Origin of the sequence: Arthrobacter sp. 1088, assembly GCF_031455315.1 — a bacterium.
Taxonomy (GTDB): domain Bacteria; phylum Actinomycetota; class Actinomycetes; order Actinomycetales; family Micrococcaceae; genus Arthrobacter.
Genome location: NZ_JAVDSM010000003.1, coordinates 54,893 through 77,076, shown reverse-complemented (window position 1 = coordinate 77,076; position 22,184 = coordinate 54,893). Strand labels below are relative to the sequence as shown.

At 62.5% G+C, this 22,184-nt stretch carries 18 protein-coding genes and 1 riboswitch; of the genes, 6 read left to right on the top strand and 12 right to left on the bottom strand.

The window, feature by feature from the left end; all coding sequences use genetic code 11:
* The first annotated feature begins 1 nt into the window (after position 1).
* Positions 2-841, top strand: a complete 840-nt coding sequence (locus tag J2Y41_RS05330; RefSeq protein WP_224093647.1) for a siderophore-interacting protein — start codon at positions 2-4, stop codon at positions 839-841.
* On the opposite strand, the gene J2Y41_RS05325 is transcribed toward J2Y41_RS05330, so the two are convergent.
* The 9 genes from J2Y41_RS05325 to J2Y41_RS05285 form a co-directional block, all read right to left on the bottom strand.
* Positions 838-2,325: a threonine/serine exporter family protein gene (locus J2Y41_RS05325; RefSeq protein WP_309926878.1), complete on the bottom strand. Its 1,488-nt coding sequence runs from the start codon at positions 2,323-2,325 to the stop codon at positions 838-840. The two genes, J2Y41_RS05330 and J2Y41_RS05325, sit on opposite strands and share 4 nt — an antisense overlap.
* 27 nt (positions 2,326-2,352) lie before the next feature.
* Entirely contained in the window at positions 2,353-3,666 is a 1,314-nt protein-coding gene (locus tag J2Y41_RS05320; protein WP_309926876.1) for a peptidoglycan bridge formation glycyltransferase FemA/FemB family protein, read from the bottom strand.
* Between the two features lie 106 nt (positions 3,667-3,772).
* Positions 3,773-4,861 carry a peptidoglycan bridge formation glycyltransferase FemA/FemB family protein gene (locus J2Y41_RS05315; RefSeq protein WP_224093636.1) on the bottom strand — a complete coding sequence of 363 codons (1,089 nt, stop codon included), beginning with the start codon at positions 4,859-4,861 and terminating at the stop codon, positions 3,773-3,775.
* Between the two features lie 161 nt (positions 4,862-5,022).
* Positions 5,023-5,844: a DNA/RNA non-specific endonuclease gene (locus tag J2Y41_RS05310; protein WP_224093626.1), complete on the bottom strand. Its 822-nt coding sequence runs from the start codon at positions 5,842-5,844 to the stop codon at positions 5,023-5,025.
* A gap of 38 nt (positions 5,845-5,882) precedes the next feature.
* Complete coding sequence (locus J2Y41_RS05305) at positions 5,883-7,301, bottom strand: L-serine ammonia-lyase (RefSeq protein WP_309926873.1); 1,419 nt, start codon at positions 7,299-7,301, stop codon at positions 5,883-5,885.
* Positions 7,302-7,733: 432 nt separating this feature from the next.
* Positions 7,734-8,120, bottom strand: a complete 387-nt coding sequence (gene gcvH, locus J2Y41_RS05300) for a glycine cleavage system protein GcvH (RefSeq protein WP_223935990.1) — start codon at positions 8,118-8,120, stop codon at positions 7,734-7,736.
* 290 nt (positions 8,121-8,410) lie between these two features.
* Positions 8,411-9,544, bottom strand: a complete 1,134-nt coding sequence (gene gcvT / locus J2Y41_RS05295; protein WP_309926869.1) for a glycine cleavage system aminomethyltransferase GcvT — start codon at positions 9,542-9,544, stop codon at positions 8,411-8,413.
* A gap of 13 nt (positions 9,545-9,557) precedes the next feature.
* Complete coding sequence (gene gcvP, locus J2Y41_RS05290) at positions 9,558-12,437, bottom strand: aminomethyl-transferring glycine dehydrogenase (RefSeq protein WP_309926866.1); 2,880 nt, start codon at positions 12,435-12,437, stop codon at positions 9,558-9,560.
* A gap of 186 nt (positions 12,438-12,623) precedes the next feature.
* Positions 12,624-12,721: riboswitch (glycine riboswitch) on the bottom strand.
* Positions 12,722-12,814: 93 nt separating this feature from the next.
* Entirely contained in the window at positions 12,815-13,354 is a 540-nt protein-coding gene (locus tag J2Y41_RS05285; protein ID WP_224093623.1) for a TetR/AcrR family transcriptional regulator, read from the bottom strand.
* A gap of 73 nt (positions 13,355-13,427) precedes the next feature.
* Between J2Y41_RS05285 and J2Y41_RS05280 the strand changes: the two genes are divergently transcribed.
* On the top strand, positions 13,428-14,978 hold the full coding sequence (locus J2Y41_RS05280; RefSeq protein ID WP_309926862.1) for an MFS transporter: 1,551 nt from the start codon (positions 13,428-13,430) through the stop codon (positions 14,976-14,978).
* A gap of 64 nt (positions 14,979-15,042) precedes the next feature.
* Here J2Y41_RS05280 and J2Y41_RS05275 read toward each other — a convergent pair whose 3' ends face one another.
* On the bottom strand, positions 15,043-15,693 hold the full coding sequence (locus tag J2Y41_RS05275; RefSeq protein ID WP_224093622.1) for a cyclodeaminase/cyclohydrolase family protein: 651 nt from the start codon (positions 15,691-15,693) through the stop codon (positions 15,043-15,045).
* Positions 15,694-15,801: 108 nt separating this feature from the next.
* Between J2Y41_RS05275 and J2Y41_RS05270 the strand changes: the two genes are divergently transcribed.
* The gene (locus J2Y41_RS05270) at positions 15,802-17,028 is read left to right on the top strand and encodes an amidohydrolase (RefSeq protein WP_309926859.1); all 1,227 of its coding nucleotides are present in this window, start codon (positions 15,802-15,804) and stop codon (positions 17,026-17,028) included.
* Positions 17,029-17,112: 84 nt separating this feature from the next.
* On the opposite strand, the gene J2Y41_RS05265 is transcribed toward J2Y41_RS05270, so the two are convergent.
* A complete protein-coding gene (locus J2Y41_RS05265; protein ID WP_224093621.1) occupies positions 17,113-17,334 on the bottom strand; it encodes a hypothetical protein in 222 nt (73 codons plus the stop codon).
* A gap of 365 nt (positions 17,335-17,699) precedes the next feature.
* Between J2Y41_RS05265 and J2Y41_RS05260 the strand changes: the two genes are divergently transcribed.
* Genes J2Y41_RS05260 through J2Y41_RS05250 form a run of 3 tightly spaced genes read left to right on the top strand, consistent with a single transcriptional unit; the run spans position 17,700 to position 21,310 of the window.
* Positions 17,700-18,728: a nitrilase-related carbon-nitrogen hydrolase gene (locus tag J2Y41_RS05260; protein ID WP_224093620.1), complete on the top strand. Its 1,029-nt coding sequence runs from the start codon at positions 17,700-17,702 to the stop codon at positions 18,726-18,728.
* Complete coding sequence (locus tag J2Y41_RS05255) at positions 18,725-19,750, top strand: agmatine/peptidylarginine deiminase (protein ID WP_224093607.1); 1,026 nt, start codon at positions 18,725-18,727, stop codon at positions 19,748-19,750. The genes J2Y41_RS05260 and J2Y41_RS05255 overlap by 4 nt, the downstream gene beginning before the upstream one ends.
* Positions 19,751-19,762: 12 nt before the next feature.
* Complete coding sequence (locus J2Y41_RS05250; protein WP_224093606.1) at positions 19,763-21,310, top strand: APC family permease; 1,548 nt, start codon at positions 19,763-19,765, stop codon at positions 21,308-21,310.
* Positions 21,311-21,407: 97 nt separating this feature from the next.
* On the opposite strand, the gene J2Y41_RS05245 is transcribed toward J2Y41_RS05250, so the two are convergent.
* Positions 21,408-21,953, bottom strand: a complete 546-nt coding sequence (locus J2Y41_RS05245; RefSeq protein ID WP_224166538.1) for a hypothetical protein — start codon at positions 21,951-21,953, stop codon at positions 21,408-21,410.
* Positions 21,954-22,184 lie beyond the last annotated feature (231 nt).

The window sequence follows — 22,184 nt, the reverse complement described above, 5'->3', positions numbered from 1 at the left end:
CATGGCTGCTCTCCCCGTTACCTCGTCCGCCACCCGGAACACGCGTCCGCAGGTTAACCTGACCGTCCTGCGCAAAGAATGGCTCTCACCCCACATGGTGCGGATCGTCGCCGGCGGCCCAGGGTTCAGCGACTACGCCAACAACGAATACGTGGACCGATACGTCAAGATAGTATTTCCGCAGCCCGGCGTTGATTACCAGCTTCCACTGGACCTGTGGGGCATCCGCGAGTCAATGCCCCGTGAGCAATGGCCGCACACCCGGACGTACACCATCCGCTGGGTGAACCTTGAAGAACGCGAACTGGCGATTGACTTCGTAGTCCATGGCGACGAGGGCCTGGCAGGGCCTTGGGCAGCGGCAGCAGAACCCGGAGACTCCCTGATTTTTACCGGCCCCGGCGGCGGCTACAACCCCGCGCCCGACGCCGATTGGCACCTCTTCGCCGGCGATGACGCCGCGATTCCAGCCATTGCAGCCTGCATAGAGGCCCTCGCCCCGGAAGCCCGCGGATATGCGTTCCTTGAGGTGGACAGCGCCGAGGACATCCTGCCTATCGCCGCTCCTGCCGGTCTGGAACTCCGTTGGCTCCAGCGCAACGGAGTGCCGGCCGGATCAAGCGAGGTGTTGCTGGACGCGCTTCGCGAAATCCAGTGGCTGCCCGGCCGCGTAGATGTCTTTGCGCATGGCGAAAGGGGCTACATGAAGGGCCTGCGGCAGATCTTCTTCACCCAGCGCGGCCTGGAGCGTTCGCAGGTTTCACTGTCCGGCTACTGGGCACAGGGCCGGGTAGAGGAAGTGTTCCAGGCAGAGAAGAAGCTCCCCGTAGGACAGATCTAGCGGCGCCGTACCCTGCGGCGCTCGTTGCTGGATAGTCCCTTCGTAAGCGGCCTTGCCAGGTTGTCGCCGAGCACGATGCCTGCTGCCACTCCCAGGACGATCGCGCCTGCGTTCAACATGCCCCCGGCGCCCTGCAGAATGTCCGCTTCCTCGATGGTCAATACATACATCGAACGGAATATGGTTAGGCCGGGCAGCAGAATGAGCGCGGCCGGAACAGCCACCACAAGTTGGGGAGCACCAAGTTTCAGCGCCACTACCCGAGCCAGCAGGCCGATAGCCACAGCCGAAACTGCCGGCGACAAGCGGTCGCCAAACCCGGCTGTGGTAGCCCCCCACAAGACGAAGAAGCCAACCAGGCCGACTGCCGCCGTCGGGAGTAACAAACGCATCTGCGTCTGTTCGGTGACCCCGATAGCTACCACCGCGATCGCGATCAGGATGGCTTGGCCCCACAAAGGATACGCGTCCGGGAATGTTTTGGTGACGTCCAGGACTTCGCTGCCCATGAGGGTCCCGACCACAACGGCGACGGCGATGCCGGCGACGATCGCGCCGAAGGTGAGCAACGTGGAAAGGAACCGTCCGGCGGCCGTGACGGGGAAGCCGTTGATGGCGTCCTGAACGGAAGACACAAGCCTGCCTGTGGGAAGCAACAACAGGATCCCGCCCGCAACCACAATGGACGGAGCGATGTCCGCGCCCGCCCAACGCAGCATGAGGGCGATAAATGTAACCAGGAACGAGCACGACAGGGTGATGAAGAAGTCCGGGGTGCGCCACCGGCTCAGTTGACGCGCAACCAGGCTGATGAGCAAGTTGGAGCCAAATGCCAGGGCTGATGCGCCCGGACCACCGCCCAGTACGCCCACGAACACCGCGGCGAACACAGCGAAGGCAACGGTCACCATCCAGCGAGGGAAGGGCTTGGCGCTCCGGACGATGTCGTTGAGTCGACGGACTGCCTCGTCGCGGGCAACGCCTCCGGCCACAATGTCCGTGACCAGTTGATGCACCTGGGCGAGGCCGGCGTAGTTGTTGGTCCACGAGCGCACCACACGCAACAACGTGATGGGGGTCTGGTCCTTCGGTGCATAGTTGATGGCCACCGACTGGTTGGTGATGTCCACTTCGACGTTCTTCAAGCCAAGAGCGGCAGTCACGGCAATCATGCTGGTCTCAACTTCAAGGGCGCCTGCGCCGTAGCGGAACATGACTTCGGCCAGATGCAGGGCGAAGTCGATGGTCTTGCGCGCTGAAGCGTCGACGCCGACAACCTGGATAGTTGGGTTGGCGTACGGACTTCCCGCGAGCCGGTCCACGATGTTCATGGGGGCTGTGGGCGGACTATCGCCTTGCACCAAGCGCATCAGCATGCGTTTGGCATTGGCGTTCTGCCGGATTTGCGATGGCCGCATCGGCTGGGTCTTGGGCAAGCCGTCAGTGTGAGGCCTGCCGCCGGAGCCCTCAGGGCGTTCAGTCACGCAGTGTTCCTCCCTTGGCTTCGTTGATTAGTTCTTCACCCGAAATTTCCTCAGCAGGTTTCCGGGCTCCGGCAATTTTGCCAGTACCGTCTTGGCGGCAGCTGCAAGCTTCCTGACCGCCTGGTAAGCAGTGAAGACCGGCAGATTCACCGGTACAACGAAGTCGCCCACCAGTTGGACCACTTCGCCGCCGAAGCCCTTCTTGAATTCGTAGCCGCCGTGACCGGTTTCATCCTGGCCCTGAATGCCGAACGTGCCATAGAAGTTGTACCGCGAGTAGCCATTGTTCAGCGCGTGCAGCATCATGCCCCAGTAGAGCGACGTTGCCCCGTTGAAGTAGATGTAGTCCTGCACCGTTCCGCCGATCACGCACACGATTTCATCGCCGGAGCATGCGAAGTGGATTGCCGCAACCGTAGCCACTCCAACCGAGTCGGGGAAGCGTTCGATGTCCTTCAGGCTCCGCTCGTAGCTGTCCACGAGATCCTGGACAACCTTGACCCGGTTGGCCTTCTTCTTGCTCCCGGTTTCCTCGACCTCTCGTTTGAGGTCCGCGAGAGTCTTGGCTTCGGCATCCAGGCGCTCGGTGATGGACGCCCGGTATTCGGGGATATTGATCTTGGCCATCATGAGCTTGGTGAACTCATCCGAGGTATTGCGGAGCAGTCCTTCGTAGTATTCACGCTCGCGGTAGGTGAAGCCCTTTTCGTCGCCGGCCGTGCTCAGCGCGTTGTAGAAGTCGTCCAGCGTTTCCAGCGTGGCCTGCTCCAGGTAAACGCCGTTCTTTTCGGCCTTCCGAATGGCTTTGCGCGTGCGGTAGTTCATGCCCATGATGAGCTCTTCGGAATCGGCGATCCCGTCCAGCTTCTTGACGAACATCCAATTGATGTTCGCGAAATTCATGTCAAAGCCCTGGTGCTTGAAGCCCAACCCTGCCAGTTCATTCAGCAGTGGACGGTTGTCCTCAACCTCCGGGTGCTCCGCCCCGTCCTCGTCGCGGGCGATGTACTTGACGTTTGGCGAGATCCGCAGCTCAGCAGCCTTCTTGGAGGCCGCATGCTTTTTCAACTGCTCGACGACGAACCGCACCGTTTCGGCGTCGTTGTAGTCCAGCAGTGGTCCCTTTGCGCAGTCGCAGACCTTGTAGCCAAAACGGTTGGCTGTGTAGACGAGCTTTCCGGCGGCAATCAGGCTGCCGCCGCGGGTTACGCCAAAGAGCTCCACCTCCTGGCCGCGGGCACGCTGGAACCGCGCCAGGTCTACGGACTGGATGAAGCTGCCTTGCGGGTGTCCCTTTGCGAATGTCTCGAAATCAGCGTCATTGAGAATCACGAATTCCATGCCGGTTCCAGCCTCAATCGGAGTCAAAGAAATTACCTCACCTAGATAGATTTGCACCCGTTGGTGGCCGGGGCGGGCCTGAAGTGTGTTGGGTTGGTGCCGGTTCTTAGTAGAACTGTCCGCCGGTGCGCATGGTTTCCAGCCGGCGGAAGACGCGTTCGGCACCCTTGAGCCAGAGCTTATGCCGGATTCGTCCGAGGACGAGGTCGTAGCAGCCTACGAAGTCCGTAACGGTCTTGGTGAAACTCGTTTTGAACAAGCCCATGCCAAATAGTGGGTGGGTCTTGTCCTTGATCCGGGCGGCAGGTGGCGTGCCGCAGAAATCGTACTCAACGCAGCCCAGATCCTGCATCCGCTGGATAGCTGCCCATTGGACCAGATGCGAATCACCGTATTGCTTGCGGTTCTGCGTGGAGCCGCCATCCTTGTAGGTTGCTTTGGAGCCATAGTTGATAACGAAAGCACCGACGCTGGGTGCACCGTCCTCATGGACAAAGAAGAAGTGCCCCTGCCCGCGGCTGCAGAATTCGTGCCAGAAACGGGAGTAGTACTCATAACTCCGCAACGGCATGGCACCCTTGGCGTTCACGGTGTCTTGCATCAGTGCGTAGAGCTTGCGGTAGGTCTCCTCGCCAGGCTCAGCTGGGAGAACTTCGCATCCTTCACGTTCTGCCCTGCGGACGGCGTTGCGTGCCCGCGATGAAATGCTCCGCAACACTTCGTTGGCAGGGGCCGAAATATCCAGCAGCGCTGTTGAGTCGTTGGATTGGATATTTGGCGCCTTAACCAAGCCCACGGCTTTGAGCTGAGCCGCCACCTCAGGCGAGTCCACGACGTCGGGCTCAATCTTGATGGTGAAGACGTTCATCTTCTGTTCACGGGCCAGCGCAGCGATTGCGGTCAGCATGGGGTTGATGTCATCCACAGAGGCGGCGTCCGGGCCCTTGATCAGGTACCACAGGCGGCCAAGGACAGGGAACTTCTTCTCAAGAAGCAAGTTGTAGCTGGAGTATTCGGAGGTCTCCAGAACCAAGCGGCGGACCAACCAGCCGTTGCCATCCTTGACTGCCGCGTAGGCGTCCGACTGCAGCATGTTGCCGCCATTGGGGTTGGCTGTGACGTGCTTGTCCCAGTTATCGATTTCCTCGGCGGTGGCAAAGCGGGCGGTAAATTCTCGCAAGGTGGCCGTGTCCAATCTCAGGGGTTTGGTGCAGTGTTCAAATCGGTGCTCAGAAGCAAGTGCGCATGCGGACATGCAGCCCCAAGTCTATCGGGCGTAGGAAAATAGCCCGATTCGGCTGATAATCGAGGTTTTTCCTGCTCTGGTAGCTGTCTAAATACGGGTCTTGAGGGCGCTCAGAGCCGGATCTGCTCAGCGCTCTCCAACTTGATGGCTTTGGGTTCCTTGCCGAGTTCCCGCTGGCCGCTCACAAGGCGGTCCGCGTTGGCCAGCCGGGTGAGGCTCAGACCGGTAAGGTCAGCGATCTGTCCGATGGGAACCTGGAAGGTCCGGAACGGCCCCAGGGGCGGGGGTTCGCCTTCCAGGAGCCGTTGATCGATCGCTTTCTTCAGTTCAACCTTGCCCAGCAATGGCGATTGGTCCAGCACAAAGCCGGCGGCGGCCAGCTTGGCGTCGTTGGTCCATACGGCGATTTTCCAGAATTTCCGCGGAACCTGCACGCCCCTGTACGGGAGGTCGTCGTCGAGAAGAACGGGCCCCGTAAACACGGTTATCTTGGCATCGTGCGCGTCCGCATGGCCCAGCACGTGGTCCTCGAGTCCCACCCACAGTTCCTTGCCCTGGTTGAAGTCGTCCACTTGCGGCGCGGCATTGGTGAAGGCAAACGTATCCTGGTTGGCCTTCTTGGCCGTTGCCGGATCGCCCCAGACGGGATCCAGGCGACGAACCAGGTGGCCGCGATCGAACGCATTGTTTTTGTAGACGTCCGGGCCAGCCTGCTGCTCCTTGGGGATCCTGTCATCGAAATGCCAAGTCCCTTCCCGGGCCAGAGGGCTCAGTTCCCCGCCGCTGATGTTGACACCCACGATCGCCGCGAGCTTCCGGGGAGCCCGGAAGCGCACGGAGAAGTGCGTGTAGTCCAAAAGAATCGTCGTTGCCGACGGACTGGGCAGTTCAACGCGTGCCCGCAAAAAATCCTTGTCGTATCCCCCGCTCATGGATACAGCATGGCACTAGGGACAGACAGCGAACAGACTCAGCATTCGACGACGTTGACGGCCAGGCCGCCCATCGCGGTTTCCTTGTACTTGGAGGACATGTCCTTGCCGGTCTCGCGCATGGTCACGATCACCTCATCCAACGACACCCGGTGCGTCCCATCCCCCCACAACGCCATCTTCGCCGCGTTGATCGCCTTCGCCGCCGCGATCGCGTTCCGCTCAATACAAGGAATCTGCACCAACCCCCCGATCGGATCACACGTCAACCCCAGGTTGTGCTCCATCGCGATCTCCGCCGCGTTCTCCACCTGGCCCGGCGTACCACCCATCACCTCGGCCAACCCCGCAGCAGCCATCGACGACGCCGAACCCACCTCGCCCTGGCAGCCCACCTCAGCCCCCGAAATGGACGCCTGCTCCTTGTACAACACACCCACCGCCCCCGCAGCCAGCAGGAACTTCACCACCACATCGTCCTTATCCTTTTGGGTGGCCTTGTCCATGCCCGGCGCATAATGCAACGCGTAATACAACACCGCCGGGATAATCCCCGCCGCACCATTCGTCGGCGCCGTAACCACCCGCCCACCAGAAGCGTTCTCCTCATTGACCGCCAACGCGATCAGATTCACCCACTCCTGCCAATACTTCGGATCGTTACGGTCCTTGTCCTCCTTCAACAACCGCTCCAGCCAGTCAGGAGCACGACGACGGACCCTCAACCCCCCGGGCAACACACCCTCACGCTTCAAGGACGTCTCAACACACGCCTCCATCACATGCCAGATATGCAACAACCCCTCCCGGATCTCCTCCTCGGACCGGGACGCGCGCTCATTGATGAACATGATGTCGCTGATCCCCAACCCCTTCGAGGAGCACCGGCCCAGCAACTCAGCAGCCGTCCGGAACGGCAACGGCAACTCCGCCTTCGTCTCCTCCAACTCCGCCCGCGCCGCGTCCTCCTCCCCCTCCCGGACAATGAACCCGCCACCAACCGAGAAAAACGTCGCCTCCCGCAACGTGGCGCCCTCAGCATCAACCACAGCAAACTTCATCCCGTTCGTATGCCGCGGCAACACCGTCAACGGATGCAACACCATATCCTCCACCGCATACCGCAACTGCACCCCCGCACCAGCAACGCCAGCACCAGCAAGATTCAACACACCCGTCTCAGCGATCGCAGCCAACCGCTCCTCCACCTCATCAGGCAGGATCAACTCCGGATGGAACCCCTCCAAACCCAACAGCGTCGCAGTCATGGTCCCGTGGCCACGGCCAGTCGCAGCCAACGACCCATACAAATCAACCCGCAACCCCGCCACCGAACCCAGCACCCCGGACTCACGCAACTCGCCAGCAAACACCGCAGCAGCCCGCATCGGCCCCACAGTATGAGAACTCGACGGGCCAATACCCACAGAGAACAGATCGAAAACACCAACAGCCATAGTCGGGATCCCTTAATACAGCTTGAAACGGTCCGGCAGATGGTCCTGCCGGATGGCCTCCCCGCTTGTGGCGGCGGACGGCCGAAGCACGACGCCGGATGGCCCCCAAAGGCGGCAACCCGGCGTCGCAATTTTATTCAGTTCTACAATCCCACGCTACGCCACAGTGGGCGCTGTATGGGCGCTTCGAGCCAACGTCCTCCGCGGACTCCAGCGGCCATTTCGGGGCTCCCCTGCCGAACATGCCGTGCGCACGGCATCTCCGGCAGCAACCCCACGAAACGGACTGGCAATACCTCATCGGCTGCGGGAACGGGCCCATGGGACCGGCGTCCGGAAGCGTGCGTCCAAGGGAGCGTCACGTCCGCCCAGCGGGCGTCTTCGCGACCGAGCACGCGGAGGACGTCGGCCCCGACGGGCCAACCACTGACCCTACGAGAGGTCTCCGCCGTTCTTGGAGGCGTACTCCTCGGCCGAAAGCAGCGGGCCGTCGGACTCAGCCGCAACCTTGAAGAGCCAGCCGGCGCCATAGGGATCGTTGTTGATCAGGGCAGGATCGCCCACTACGGCGTCGTTGATCTCGGTGACCTCACCAGTGACCGGCGAGTAGAGGTCGGAAACACTCTTCGTGGACTCAACCTCGCCACAGGTCTCACCGGCAGTCACGGTGGAACCAACCTCAGGCAGATCGACGTACACGATATCGCCCAGCGCGTCGGTTGCAACCTCGGAGATGCCAACAGACACCAGGTTCCCCTCCCCGCGGGAAACCCACTCGTGCTCGTCGGAGTACTGAAGTTCAGGCGCTACTTTGGGCATTCTGTTTCCTTACTGTGGTTGATCAAAAAACTATGGCTGGGTTGGATGGTGGGGCACCGAATTACCCCGCGGGCCAGCCCCCGGCAGGTTGCCACTCCCCCAGCATTAAGCGGTTCACGAATCGCCAAAGTGGCCACGCGTCCTGGTGAGGTGCACGCCCCTTGCGGGGCCGGCCTCCGGCAGCATGCGTCCAAGGGAGCGTCGCGTCCGCCCAGCGGGCGCCATCGCGACCGAGCATGCAGAGGAGGTCGGCCCCGCCGGGCTTAAGGCGTGTCGGGACCCGACCCGGCCTACTTTTGGCGCTTGTAGAACGGCAATGCAACGACTTCGAACGGCTCGCTATTACCCCGAAGGTCAATGTCCAACGCGGTCCCAAGCTCGCTGTGCTCAACATCCACGTAGGCAAGCGCTACCGGGTAGCCAAGTGTCGGGCTGGGCTGGCCGGAGGTGACTTCGCCTACCACTGCACCATCCTTGAGGACCGGGTAGTGGCTGCGGCCAGCGCGGCGGCCCAGGCCCTTGAGGCCTACGAGCCTGCGCCCGCTGGTGGAGCCGGCGCCGTCGGCCTTGAGCGCAGCGAGTGCCTCCTTGCCGACGAAGTCGCCTTCTTTGGAAAGTGCGACCACGGGACCGAGTCCTGCGGCGAACGGGTTTCCTTCGCGGGACAGTTCGTTGCCGTAGAGCGGCATGCCGGCTTCGAGGCGCAGGGAGTCGCGGGAAGCGAGGCCAGCGGGAGTGAGCTCGCCTTCTTCCGCGGCGTCGGCGATGGCCTGCCAGAGGGCAGCAGCGGAGTCGTTGGACACAAAGATCTCGAAACCGTCTTCACCGGTGTAGCCGGTGCGGGCAAGCAGCAGGTCCTGAGTACCGCCGTCGAATGTGAAGGGCACCTCAACAGCGGCGTAGTACTTCAGTTCAGTCACGAGGGCGTGCTGCTCTGCGGGTACGAGGCGCAGGAGGATGGCTTCGGCGCGCGGACCTTGGACAGCAATCAGCGAGGTCTCGGCCGAGGCGTCCTGAACAACCACGTCAAAACCAGTTGCGCGCTCCAACAGCGCTGCAGCCACTACCTTGGCGTTGCCAGCATTCGGCACCACGAGGAACTTGTCCTCGCCGCGACGGTACGTGATGAGGTCGTCGATGATGCCGCCGTCTTCCTGGCAGATCAACGAGTACTTGGCCTTGCCCTCGGCCATGGCGGAGATCTTACCCACCAGGGCGTAGTCCAGGAACGCTGCCGCGTCCGGGCCTGTCACCCAGACTTCGCCCATGTGGGAGAGGTCGAACAAGCCGGCGGACTTGCGGACGGCGTGGTGTTCGGCGAGCTCGGACTCGTACTTGAGCGGCATCTGCCAGCCGCCGAAGTCCGTGAAGGACGCGCCGAGTTTCTTGTGCTCTTCGTAGAGAGCGGTGTAGTTCTCAGTCATTGCGGGAGCGTCCTTAGTTCTCGAAGTCTTCGGTGTTGTCCTCGAACGCTTCAAGGGGCGGGCAGGAGCACACCAGGTTGCGGTCGCCAGCAGCGCCGTCGATGCGTCCGACGGGCGGGAAGTACTTGTCCTGCTTAAGGTGGTGGACGGGGAACGCTGCCTGCTCCCGCGTGTAGTCGCGGTCCCATGCAGAACTCACGACGGCGGCAGCTGTGTGGGGTGCGTTGCGCAGCGGCGAGTTCTCAACAGTGAAATCGCCGGTGGCGACCTGCTCGATTTCGGCGCGGATGGTGATCATGGCCTCGATGAAGCGGTCGATCTCCACGAGGTCCTCGGACTCGGTCGGCTCCACCATCAAAGTGCCGGCAACCGGGAACGCGAGTGTGGGAGCGTGGAAACCGAAGTCGATGAGGCGCTTGGCAACGTCCTCTGCCGTGACGCCGGTGCGGGCAGTCAGTTCGCGGAGATCCAGGATGCACTCGTGGGCCACGAGTCCCCCTTCGCCGGTGTAGAGCACCGGGAAGTGCTCGTTGAGGCGGGAAGCAATGTAGTTCGCAGCGAGCAGCGCGGACTTGGTGGCTTCGGTGAGCCCCTGGCCACCCATGAGCTTCACGTAAGCCCAGGAAATCGGGAGCACACCGGCCGAACCGAAACGGGATGCCGAAATCGGAACGTCGTTGCCTTCGGTCCAGGAAGCAGCGTCGCCAGGCATGAACGGGGCAAGGTGTGCCTTTGCAGCGACCGGGCCAACACCGGGTCCGCCGCCGCCGTGCGGGATGCAGAAGGTCTTGTGCAGGTTCAGGTGGGAGACGTCGCCGCCGAACTTGCCCGGCTGGGCGAGCCCAACGAGTGCGTTGAGGTTTGCGCCGTCGATGTAGACCTGGCCGCCGGCTTCGTGGATAGCGTCGCAGACTTCCCGGACATCGGCGTCGTATACACCGTGCGTAGACGGGTAGGTGATCATGATGGCCGAGAGGGCGTCCCGGTTGGCTTCGATCTTGGCTTTGAGATCCACGTGGTCGATGGTGCCATCGGGAGCGGTGGCCACCACTACTACCTTCATGCCAGCGAGCACAGCCGAGGCCGCGTTGGTGCCGTGGGCCGAGGCAGGAATAAGGCACACATTGCGCTGCTCGTCGCCACGGGAAAGGTGGTAGCCGCGGATCGCAAGGAGGCCGGCGAGCTCACCCTGGGAACCGGCGTTCGGCTGGATGGAAACCTGGTCGTACCCAGTGATCTCGGTCAGCTGGGATTCGAGGTCGGCAATGAGTTCACGCCATCCCGCGGTCTGGGAGTCCGGAGCGAACGGGTGGATCGAGGCGAACTCCGGCCAGGAGATTGCTTCCATCTCGGCGGTTGCGTTCAGCTTCATGGTGCAGGAACCCAGCGGAATCATGGTGCGGTCCAAGGCGAGGTCCCGGTCCGAAAGCTTGCGGATGTAGCGCAGCAGTTGGGTTTCGGAGCGGTGCGTGTTGAATACCGGGTGCTGCATGAAGTCGCTCGTACGCTCAACGGAAGATTCCAGCGAGAAACCTTCGGCGGATTCGGTGACCGAAGCGCCGAAGACATCCAGGACGCCGCGGACAATCTCTGAGGTAGTGGTCTCGTCAACAGAAATGCCCACCAGATCAGCGTCAATGCCGCGCAGGTTGATTCCCTTGGCCTCGGCAGCGGCTACGATCCCGGCAGCTTTGCCGGGAACGCGGACGGTGATGGTGTCGAAGAAGGATGTGTGAAGGACCTCGACGCCGGCGGCCTTCAGTGACGCTGCAAGGGTGCGCGCGTGACCGTGGGCGGTTTCGGCGATTGCCTTCAGGCCTTCGGGGCCGTGGTAGACCGCGTACATGGAGGCGACGATGGCAAGCAGGGCCTGGGCAGTGCAGATGTTGGACGTGGCCTTCTCGCGTCGGATGTGCTGCTCACGGGTCTGCAGCGCCAAGCGGTAGGCGGGGACACCGGCGTCGTCCTTGGAAACGCCCACCAGACGGCCCGGCATGGAACGCTCGAGGCCCTTCTGGACGGCCATGTAGGCGGCGTGCGGGCCGCCGAAGAACAGCGGAACGCCCAGACGCTGGGCGGAGCCGACGGCGATATCGGCGCCCTGCTCGCCCGGAGGCGTGATGAGCGTCAGCGAGAGCAGGTCTGCAGCCACGGTGACGAGCGCGCCACGTTCCTTGGCGTCAGCGATGACGGCGGAGTGATCGAACACGCGGCCGGAAACGCCGGGCTGCTGCAGGACGACGCCGTTGATGGCGCCTTCCGGGAGGCCGAGCGAAAGGTCAGCGACCTCAACCTCGAAGCCGAGTGCCTCGGCACGGCCCTTCACGATGGCAATGGTCTGGGGAAGGCAGTCGGCGTCGAGGACGGTCTTCCCGTCCCTGGCGGCTGCGTTTTGTCCGGTGGACTTATTGGCCCGGCGCATCATGAGGACTGCCTCCGCCACTGCCGTTGCTTCGTCCAGCAGGGAGGCGTTGGCGATCGGCAGGCCCACGAGGTCCTGGACCATGGTCTGGAAGTTCAGCAGAGCTTCGAGGCGGCCCTGGGAGATTTCCGGCTGGTACGGCGTGTACGCGGTGTACCAGGCCGGGGACTCCAGGATGTTCCTGCGGATAACCGGCGGCGTGACGGTGTCGTAGTACCCCTGCCCGATCATCTGGACGGCGGTCTTGTTCTTGGACGCAAGCTTGCGCAGCTCGGCCAGCACCTCAACTTCGCTGAGCGCGTTTTCAAGGGTGAGGGCAACGTCCTGACGGATGTCATTGGGGACGGCAGTATCAACCAAGGAATCAACGGTGTCGTAGCCGACCGTCTTGAGCATGGTTTCAATGTCGGCCTGGCGGCGGGCGCCAATATGCCGGTCGACGAAGGTGGTGGAGGCTGAACTAACCGTCACGAAGGAACTCCATTACTTGGGCGGCGTTTAGGTACGCCACAGCGGCTCGGGTTCCTCCCCGCTCTGTATTGGACCTGAGAGTTTCCGCGTGTTGCTTGAACAACGATCGCTTGCACCGTCGGTGAGCACAGCACTTCTTCCGCGCCAAAAGGGCGCAGCAAAAGGCCTGCTACTTTCCAGAGTTGCCTCGCCGCGGCGGTGCGTGGGCCTGAGAGATTCCTGGGGAGGGTTTGCTCCTACGGCGCCCGCATCACTTGCTTGCGGGACTCTCCCGCCGCAGATCAAAGGCATATTCAATTTTTTGCGTGCCCCTGTGAAGACGCACCACAAGGCTCAATTGTCCTACGTCGGGGGCGTCGCCGCAAATGGATGGCCCGCTACTTGCGGAGCCGGTCCAGGATGCCAAGGAGGATCTCGACGTCGGCCTCCCGCCCGGCCTTGCCGCCTTCCTGGCCACCCTCGAACATGGCATTGAAATACAGGCCGTCGCCCATGTAACTGACGGCTTTGGCAACCTCCGGACCAACATCCTCGGCCAGGACGTCCAACCACTGCTGCTGGATTCCGGCAAACCTGCGGCGGGTCTCCTCATGCGCAACTTCGGCCAGTCTTGTGGCAGCGACCAAAGCCCGATCCATGGGGGTTCCCGCCCACAGGGAGGAGCGGATGAAGTAAACCGCAGAACCGTCCGGCGCAGCCTTCATTTGCTCGACGTCTTCCTGGGCCAACCGATCCAGGCGCTCAAGCAGGGCGCTGATCAGCGATTCCTTGCTGGGGAAGTGATAAAGCAGCCCACCCTTGGAGACGCCCGCCCGCTTGGCAACGGCATCGAGGGTGGCGGCCCGCTCCCCCACCTCGATGAGGAGGGCTTCGTAGGCATCCAGGACCGCATCCCGGGCAACTGGTTTTCGTGGCATGTGTACATCATTCCCTACGGGGTCGACGGCGCTTAATTTGAAACTGTACCGTCTGGACGGTACAGTAGCTGTCATGTTCACGCCGTCCTCGACCCAAGCTCCCCGTTCCGCTCGTCCTGTCATGGGTGGAGGCGCACCTTGGCGCGACTGGACGGCCCTGGCACTCTTGATGTTCCCGGTGCTGCTGGTGGCCGTCGATAACACCGCGCTCACGTTCGCCCTGCCCGAAATTGCCCGCTCCCTGGACGTGGGTGGCGTGCAGCTCCTATGGATCATCGATGCTTACCCGCTCGTGTTGGCGGCGTTGCTGGTTTCCATGGGCAACCTGGGCGACAGGATCGGACGACGGCGGCTGCTCTTGATCGGCAGCACCGGCTTCGCTGCGGTTTCGGCTGCTACGGCGTTCGCGCCTTCCGCGGAATGGCTGATTGCCGGCCGCGCAGCCCTTGGCGTGTTCGGCGCGATGCTGATGCCTTCAACCCTGTCCCTGATCCGGAACATCTTTGCTGATCCGAACCGCCGGCGGCTCGCGATCGCCGTATGGGCCGCAGGATTCTCTGGTGGCGCTGCCCTTGGCCCGATCTTCGGTGGCTGGCTGGTTGAGCACTTCTGGTGGGGTGCTGTCTTCCTGGTGGCGACCTTCCTGCTCCTGCCGCTCCTCGCCTTCGGCAGGGTCCTCATTCCCGAATCCAAGGACGCCAACCCCGGCCGCGTGGACGTGCCCAGTATCGGGCTGTCCGTGATCACGATGGCTCCGTTCGTGTACGGCATCAAGGAATTCGCCGTTCACGGATTCGGGGTGTCGGCAGCGGCGTTCATGGTCTTCGGCCTGGTGATGGGCGTTCTGTTTGTCCGTCGCCAGCGGCAACTTGAGAACCCAATGCTGGATGTCCGCCTGTTCAGCAACAGGGTGTTCAGCACAGCGATCGTGGCCAACGTCCTGTCCTTGTTTTCCATGACGGGCTTCATCTACTTCTTCGCCCAGCACTTGCAGCTGGTTGAAGGTCAGTCCCCCATGGAAGCGGGCATTGCAATGATTCCGGCGCTCCTGGCAACGGTCATCGCCGGCCTGGTGGTGGTCCCGCTGGTAAAGCGCATCCGGCCAGGATTCGTAGTGGCCGGCGGACTTACCCTCAGCGCCGCAGGCTATTTAGTGGTGGCTGTGGGTGACCACGGCAGCGGACCGGTGTTCCTCTTGTCAGCTTTGACTGTCCTGGCCGTTGGCGTTGGCGCAGCGGAGACCATCTCCAACGACCTCATCCTCGGCTCCGTACCGGCCGACAAGTCCGGAGCGGCGTCCGCCATTTCCGAAACCGGATACGAACTGGGTTCGCTCTTGGGAACCGCCGTGCTGGGCTCTATCCTCACCGCGTCCTACCAGCACAACCTCGTCATCCCGGAGGGCTTGTCCATGCAGGCGGCAGGGAACGCGGGTGAAACGCTGGCCGGCGCCGTGGATGCCGCGGCTGCACTACCCGCTCCTTTGTCCGATGCACTGACAGCCGCCGCCCGGGTAGCCTTCGAGTCCGGCGTCCACATCACTGCGGCGATTGGGCTGGTACTGATGGCCGGAGCGGCAGTGCTTGCCGCCGTCGTGCTCCGGAGGGTTCCCAAGGCGGAGTAAGCGAGCGTGCAGTAGCCGGGTGTGCAGTAGCCGGGTGTGCAGGAGGCCGGCGTTCCGTCGGGAATCAGTGGCCGTCAGTAGGTGCAGCCTTGTCATCTACGGCGGCCACCAGCTCGTCAATCCGGTCCAGGGCATCGCTGAGCCGGCCTACCGTTGCCCACAATCCAGGGTGCTTTTCCTTGATTTCATCAAGGGTCGCGCCTGCGGATCTGAGCGATCCGAGATCAAAGCTCACGTTGGTGCGGGCTCCTGCGATGGCTGCCCTGAGGGCTCCAAACCCCACCACGACGTCGGCAATAAGTGCTGGGTTCCCGTGGGCAGCAAGCCATCCCAAGTCCTCGATGGCGTCGATGGCATGGTCGCCGAGCACAGCGGAGGCCTTGGCAGCATCGACGGATGCACGGTGGATTGCCTGCTCCCGGTCCGGGCCAGGATCAAGCCGGAAGGCCGCACCGAAAGCCTTCGACGCCGTTGCATCCTCGTCAGCCAGCTTAAGGGCGGTTTCGCGGAGGGAGCGGGCCCGGACGTGCAGCTCGGCCAACTCCTGCCCGGGCGCCTCTGTGTAACCCGCGACCATGGACGCCAGGGACGCTGCAACGGCCAGCATCACGCCGGTTCCCGCGCCTCCACCCGGTGATCCGCTGGACTCTGCCAGGGCCTTGGTCCAATCCTCGACTGTTGAGCCTTGGGTAGTGATCTCTTGTGAAGATTCCATGCAACCAAGTTTGCCCTGAAGCGCAAAGGTGTGGGTCGGCGTCGTTGCCTGATGACGTCGATACACTGGCCAGACCCTGCGGCGTCGACCTGTTAAGGAAAATTCCCCATGAGCATTGACCTGGAAGCCCTCTACCGTGATCTCCACTCGAACCCGGAGCTTTCCTTGCAAGAGGTCAGAACAGCCGGGATCATCAGCGGACACCTTGAGGACTTGGGGCTGCTGGTCCACCGCAGCGTGGGGAAAACGGGGGTTGTAGGAGTCCTGGACAATGGCCCTGGACCCGTGGTGATGCTTCGTGCGGATATGGACGCGTTACCGGTCAAGGAGGACACCGGGCTGGACTACGCAAGTGCGGCAGTCGGCGTCGACCATGAAGGCCGTGAGGTGCCGATCATGCATGCGTGCGGACACGACGTACATGTCAGCTGCCTCCTCGGAGCAGTGGAAGCGTTGGCCGCAAAGCGGCAGGACTGGCAGGGCACGCTGATCGCGGTCTTCCAGCCGGCCGAAGAATGGGGCGGCGGCGCCCGGGCCATGGTGGCGGATGGGCTCTTTGACCTGGTCCCCAAGCCGGACGTGGTCCTGGGCCAGCACGTGGCGCCCTTTCCTGCCGGATGGTTCGGCATCCGTTCCGGCGTGGCTATGGCCTCAGCGGATTCCCTCAACGTGACGTTGCATGGGCGCGGCGGCCACGGCTCCCGGCCTGAAACCACCGTTGATCCAGTCCTCATGGCTGCGGCAGCCACCATGCGCCTGCAGGGAGTGGTGTCCCGGGAACTGGCCGCCAGCGATTCTGCAGTGGTTACCGTTGGGCAAATCCATTCGGGAACAAAGAACAACATCATTCCCGAGACCGCAACCCTGGGCCTCAGCATTCGATCCTTCAGCGAGCCCACGCGGGAGAAAGTCCTGAACTCGATCGAGCGCATCGTTCGAAGTGAAGCTGCTGCCTCAGGCGCCCTGAAGGAACCCGACTTCCACTATGAGGAGCGCTACCCGCTGACGGTCAATGATGAATCGGCCGCCGGAAGGATCGCTTCGGCGTTTCGCGACAAGTTCGGCGCCGCGAGGATCATGGACCCCGGCCCGGTCTCAGGCAGTGAAGACGTCGGGGAACTCGCGACGGCGGCCGGCGCGCCCCTCGTTTTTTGGTTCCTGGGCGGGATCGAGGCCACCCACTTCAAGGAATGGGCGACGACGGGTCGCTTGCCGGAGGACATCCCGTCGAACCACTCGCCCTACTTTGCCCCGATCATCCAGCCGACCTTGGCCCTTGGCACGGAAGCACTGGTTACTGCGGCCCTCGAATTCCTGGAGACTTCGGGAAGGTAGCAGCAAAAACCCCGCCTAACGGACAATTCACCGCCGCACCCGGTGGTGAATTGTCCGTTGGACGGGGTCTTGCTCGAAAAACGCCTAGACCTTCTCGCGGATGCGGTCGATCCTCGGTTCTGAAACCTCAAATTCCCTGCGACGACGCGCCAGGAAAGTCCACAACGTTCCTTCTGTCTGCGGGCTCTTCTCGGCAGGGGCCTCAGGTGCCTGATCCTTGCTGGTCTCAGGCTTGTGCATCTCGGGCGTGCGCACGGAGTCCTTCTTCGTACGCCTCTCATAGCCCTCGTAGTACGAGTAGCACATACCCAACCTCCTTAGTGGCTGTTCTTTAATCGTCCTCGCACCTGGACCGTAAGTCGACTGCTAATTAATGCAACTCACCGTGAACCAAGGCCTTCAACGCGGCTGGCCGCCGTCGCTACAAAGGAACCCGTGGAACTCCTTACCCTCTTTGGGCAGCAGGGCGAGCGCATGCATGTCAGGGCGCGACCGAAGCGATAACCCCGCCGAGATGGCACTTGATGCCAATGATGGCCGGAAACATTGGCATCAAATGCCATCTGGGGCGACCTCGATCCGGTACCCCCTTGCATCCAGCCGTGACTACCGCCATACTAAATGAACGCTATTCATTTAGTGACTGTCGTCTCACCGGAGTACATGCCCCCATGATTGAAATTACCCGCCTCGAAGCCCCGACTTCCCTGGCCCGCACCGAGCCGTCCACCCGCACCCCACTGCGGGTCGGCGTCGTTCAGCACCGCTGGCACGCTGATGAAGCAGTCCTGCATGCCGAACTGAACGAGGGAATCGAACGCGCAGCCAAGCTGGGAGCCAGTGTTGTTTTCCTGCCTGAACTGACTCTTTCCCGCTACCCTGCAGACACCCGGCCGGAGAACAACCCGGCCGCTGGTATCCGCCCTTCGGACATCACCGAAGACCTGCTCACGGGCCCAACCTTCACGTTCGCCGCAGCGGCTGCCAGGACGTACGGCGTCTCGGTGCACGCATCGCTCTACCAGCGTGCCGAAAACCCGGACGGCACGGACGATGGCCTGGGACTCAACACAGCCATCCTCGTCTCCCCCGCTGGCGAACTCGTCGCACGCACCCACAAACTCCACATCCCTGTCACGGCCGGTTACTACGAGGACAAGTTCTTCCGCAAAGGCCCGGCCGCCGAGGACGCCTATGCAGTGCACGCTCCGGCAGAACTCGGCGGCGCACGCCTTGGCATGCCCACGTGCTGGGACGAGTGGTTCCCGGAGCTGGCACGCATGTACTCCCTGGGCGGAGCAGAGATCCTGGTCTACCCCACGGCCATCGGTTCCGAGCCGGACCACCCCGACTTCGACACCCAGCCGCTCTGGCAGCAGGTCATCGTGGGCAACGGCATCGCCAACGGACTCTTCATGATTGCCCCCAACCGCCACGGCAGCGAGGGCACACTGAACTTCTACGGTTCATCCTTCATCTCCGATCCCTACGGCCGCATCCTGGTCCAGGCACCCCGCGACGAATCCGCCGTGCTGGTTGCAGATCTTGACCTGGACCAGCGCAAGGATTGGCTCACGCTCTTCCCCTTCCTGGCCACGCGTCGCCCGGAAACGTACGGCCGCCTCACCGAACCGGTCAACCCCAACGCCCCGCTCGGCTCCACAGCCGAGGCCTCGCCGTACCAGGCAGTCTCCGCATGAGCGCCTGGCGCATGCCGTCCGAGACCGCTCCCCAGGACCGCGTCTGGATGGCCTTCCCGACCGGCGGCTACACCTTGGGTGACACCGAGGAAGAGGCCCACGCAGCGCGATCCACGTGGGCCGCCGTCGCGAACGCCATCCTTGAATTCGAGCCGGTCACCATGGTGGTACACCCCGACGACGTCGACACTGCCGCGCGCTACCTGGACCCTCGCGTCGAGGTACTCACCGCCGAGCTCAACGACGCCTGGATGCGGGACATCGGGCCGTCGTTCGTGCTCGATGCCAACAAGCAGCTTGGCGCCGTGGACTGGATCTTCAACGGATGGGGCGGCCAGGATTGGGCCGCATGGGACAAGGACTCGCTCATTGCTGCGGAGGTCAGCGGCCGCGCCAATGCCCACCACATTCCGTCGGGCATCGTGAACGAGGGCGGCGGCATCCAAGTTGATGGCGAAGGCACCGTCCTGGTCACCGAAACCGTACAGCTTGACCAAGGCCGCAACCCGGGCCTGACCAAGGCCGACATCGAAGGGGAACTTGCCCGCACCATCGGCGCCACGCATGTGGTGTGGCTGCCCCGTGGCCTCACACGCGACTCCGAGAAGTTCGGCACGCGCGGGCACGTCGATATTGTGGCAGCAATCCCCAGCCCCGGCACACTGCTGGTCCACTCCCAGCAGAACCCGGAACACCCGGACTACAACGTCTCCCGGGAAATCATCGACTTCCTGCGCACAACCCATGACGCAGCAGGCCGGGACTGGAACATCATCGAAGTTCCCGCCCCGGAAACCCTTACCGACGACGAAGGTTATGTGGACTACAGCTACATCAACCACCTCGTGGTCAACGGAGGGGTCATCGCATGCAGTTTCAATGACCTCATGGACGAGAAAGCACTCCGCATCCTCGCCGACGCCTACCCCGGACGCCGCGTTGTCAGTGTTGACGCGCGCGAACTCTTCGCCCGGGGCGGCGGCATCCACTGCATTACGCAGCAGCAGCCTACGGCCATCTAGAAAGGGCCCTTCATGAGCCAGACAATCCGTAGCACGGCCGCAGGCACCAGCCCGGCCGGCACGTCGCACGACATCAGCGGCAAGGGACTGAAGACGGGGCAGTTGGGGCTCCTCGCCGTCGTCGTTCTTGGCATTTCCACCATCGCCCCGGCGTATACGCTCACCAGCGCGCTTGGCCCAACCGTCAACGAAGCCGGGCTGCAACTGCCCGTGATCTTCCTTATCGGGTTCATTCCGATGATCCTGGTGTCCCTGGCGTACCGGGAACTCAACGCAGATTCCCCGGACAGCGGCACCACCTTCACGTGGGTCACCAAGGCCTTCGGCCCCTGGGTGGGCTGGATGGGCGGCTGGGGCCTGCTCGCGGCGAACATTATCGTCCTGTCCAACCTGGCGGGCGTCGCTGTTGACTTCTTCTACCTCTTCCTGGCTCAGGTTACGGGCTCGGCCGAGCTGGCCGACCTCGCCTCGAACAAGGTACTCAATGTTGCCACCTGCTTCGTCTTTGTAGCGCTGGCTGTTTGGGTGAGCTACCGCGGCCTGCACACCACCAAGATCGTGCAGTACGGCTTGGTCGGTTTCCAGCTGCTGGTGCTCGGCCTGTTCGTTGCCATGGCATTCGCCAACTGGTCCACGTCCGAGACCGCCGTTCCCTTCAGCTGGGACTGGTTCGACGTCACCAAGATTGAGACCTTCGGCCAGGTCGCAGCCGGCATCTCCCTCTCGATCTTCGTTTACTGGGGCTGGGATGTCTGCCTCACAGTCAACGAGGAAACCGCCAACGGAAAGAAGACCGCCGGCCTCGCAGGCACCCTGACCGCCGTCATCGTGCTGGGCATTTACCTCCTGGTCACCATCGCCACCATGATGTTCGCAGGCGTCGGAGACACCGGAATCGGCCTGAACAATGAGGAAAACCACGCCAACGTCTTTACGGCCCTCGCGTCTCCGGTTATGGGTCCGTTCGCGATCCTGATGTCCCTCGCCGTCCTCTCCAGCTCGGCGGCTTCCCTGCAGTCGACGTTCACCTCGCCGTCCCGCAGCCTGCTGGCCATGGCACACTACGGCGCCCTGCCTGAGCGCTTCAGCCACATGAGCAAGAAGTTCTCGACGCCGGGCTTCGCCACCATTGCGGCGGGCGTCCTGTCCGCAGGCTTCTACGCCGTGATGCACGTGATCAGTGAGAACGTCCTCAACGACACCATCCTTGCCCTTGGCTTGATGATCTGCTTCTACTACGGACTCACGGCCATCGCCTGCGTTTGGTACTTCCGGAACAGCGTATTCTCCAGTGCCCGGAACTTCTTCCTGCGTCTCTTCTGCCCACTTCTGGGCGGGGTCGGCCTGTTTGTTGTCTTCCTGCAGACCGCGGTGGACAGCTGGGCCCCGGAGTTTGGCAGTGGTTCGGAAATCTTCGGAGTGGGACTCGTGTTCGTGCTCGGCATCGGAATCCTTGCCCTGGGTGCCGTGTTCATGCTGATCATGTCCCGCGTCCGTCCCGGCTTCTTCCGCGGTGAGACCATCCGCAAGGACACCCCTGCCCTGGTGGTCCCCGAGTAGTTCCTCAACGCGAAGACGCAGGAAAGCGGTCAGTACCCCGGAAATCTCCGGACGAACTGGCCGCTTTCCTGCGTTCTCGCGTTAGCCGGCTACCCAATCACCAACGGTGGGCGACGTCCACCACAAGGCGCGAACCGCCGTCGGGCCCGTCCAACGTGAAGACGCGGAACGGAAGCCGGGCACGGACACCCAAACCGATGCTCGTGGTTCCTTCGAAGCTGCCCGCGTAAACCACCTGACGGAACGTCTGGTACCCGGAAACGTTGGACAGTTCAGCCTTGGCAGCCGGAGCGTACGTCAGTTGGCCGTTCTGGTCATAGGACGGAGCCGTCACCATAATCTGCAGGTCAGCATCACCGAGCACGGGGATTGGATAGCCGGTGGCATCCTGAACCACAACCGGGACATACTGCACTGAATAACCGGCCACCTTGCCGGTCATATCTACCACCAGGCGGTCGTAACAGGTCTGTTGGCCCGTACGGACGTTGGTGACGTTGGCGGCGCTCATATCGGGGTCGGCCTTGGCCAGCGAGCCCCACATGATCCCGCAATATGGTGATGCCGAGGCCGGCCCCGGTGCCACCAGACCGAGTCCGGCAGCTGCAAGGACTGCTGCCAAACCCGCTCCAAATTTCCTCATTTTTTGTGCCCCCTTCAGGCGAAGTTGATACTTCAACAGTAGGAGTCGCTTGGGTTGTTTGGATGGGTTGTGGCCGCTTCGGCGCACAACCGTTAAAACGACTCCGGGGTGGTCACAGGAGAGTCATGGAAGGGTACATTTACGCCGGTTCAGGGACCAGTTAGTGGGTCTTCATGCATAGGTTCGTAATCGAAGATAACGACACCTGGGCGTTACAAAGAGTTGCGGACA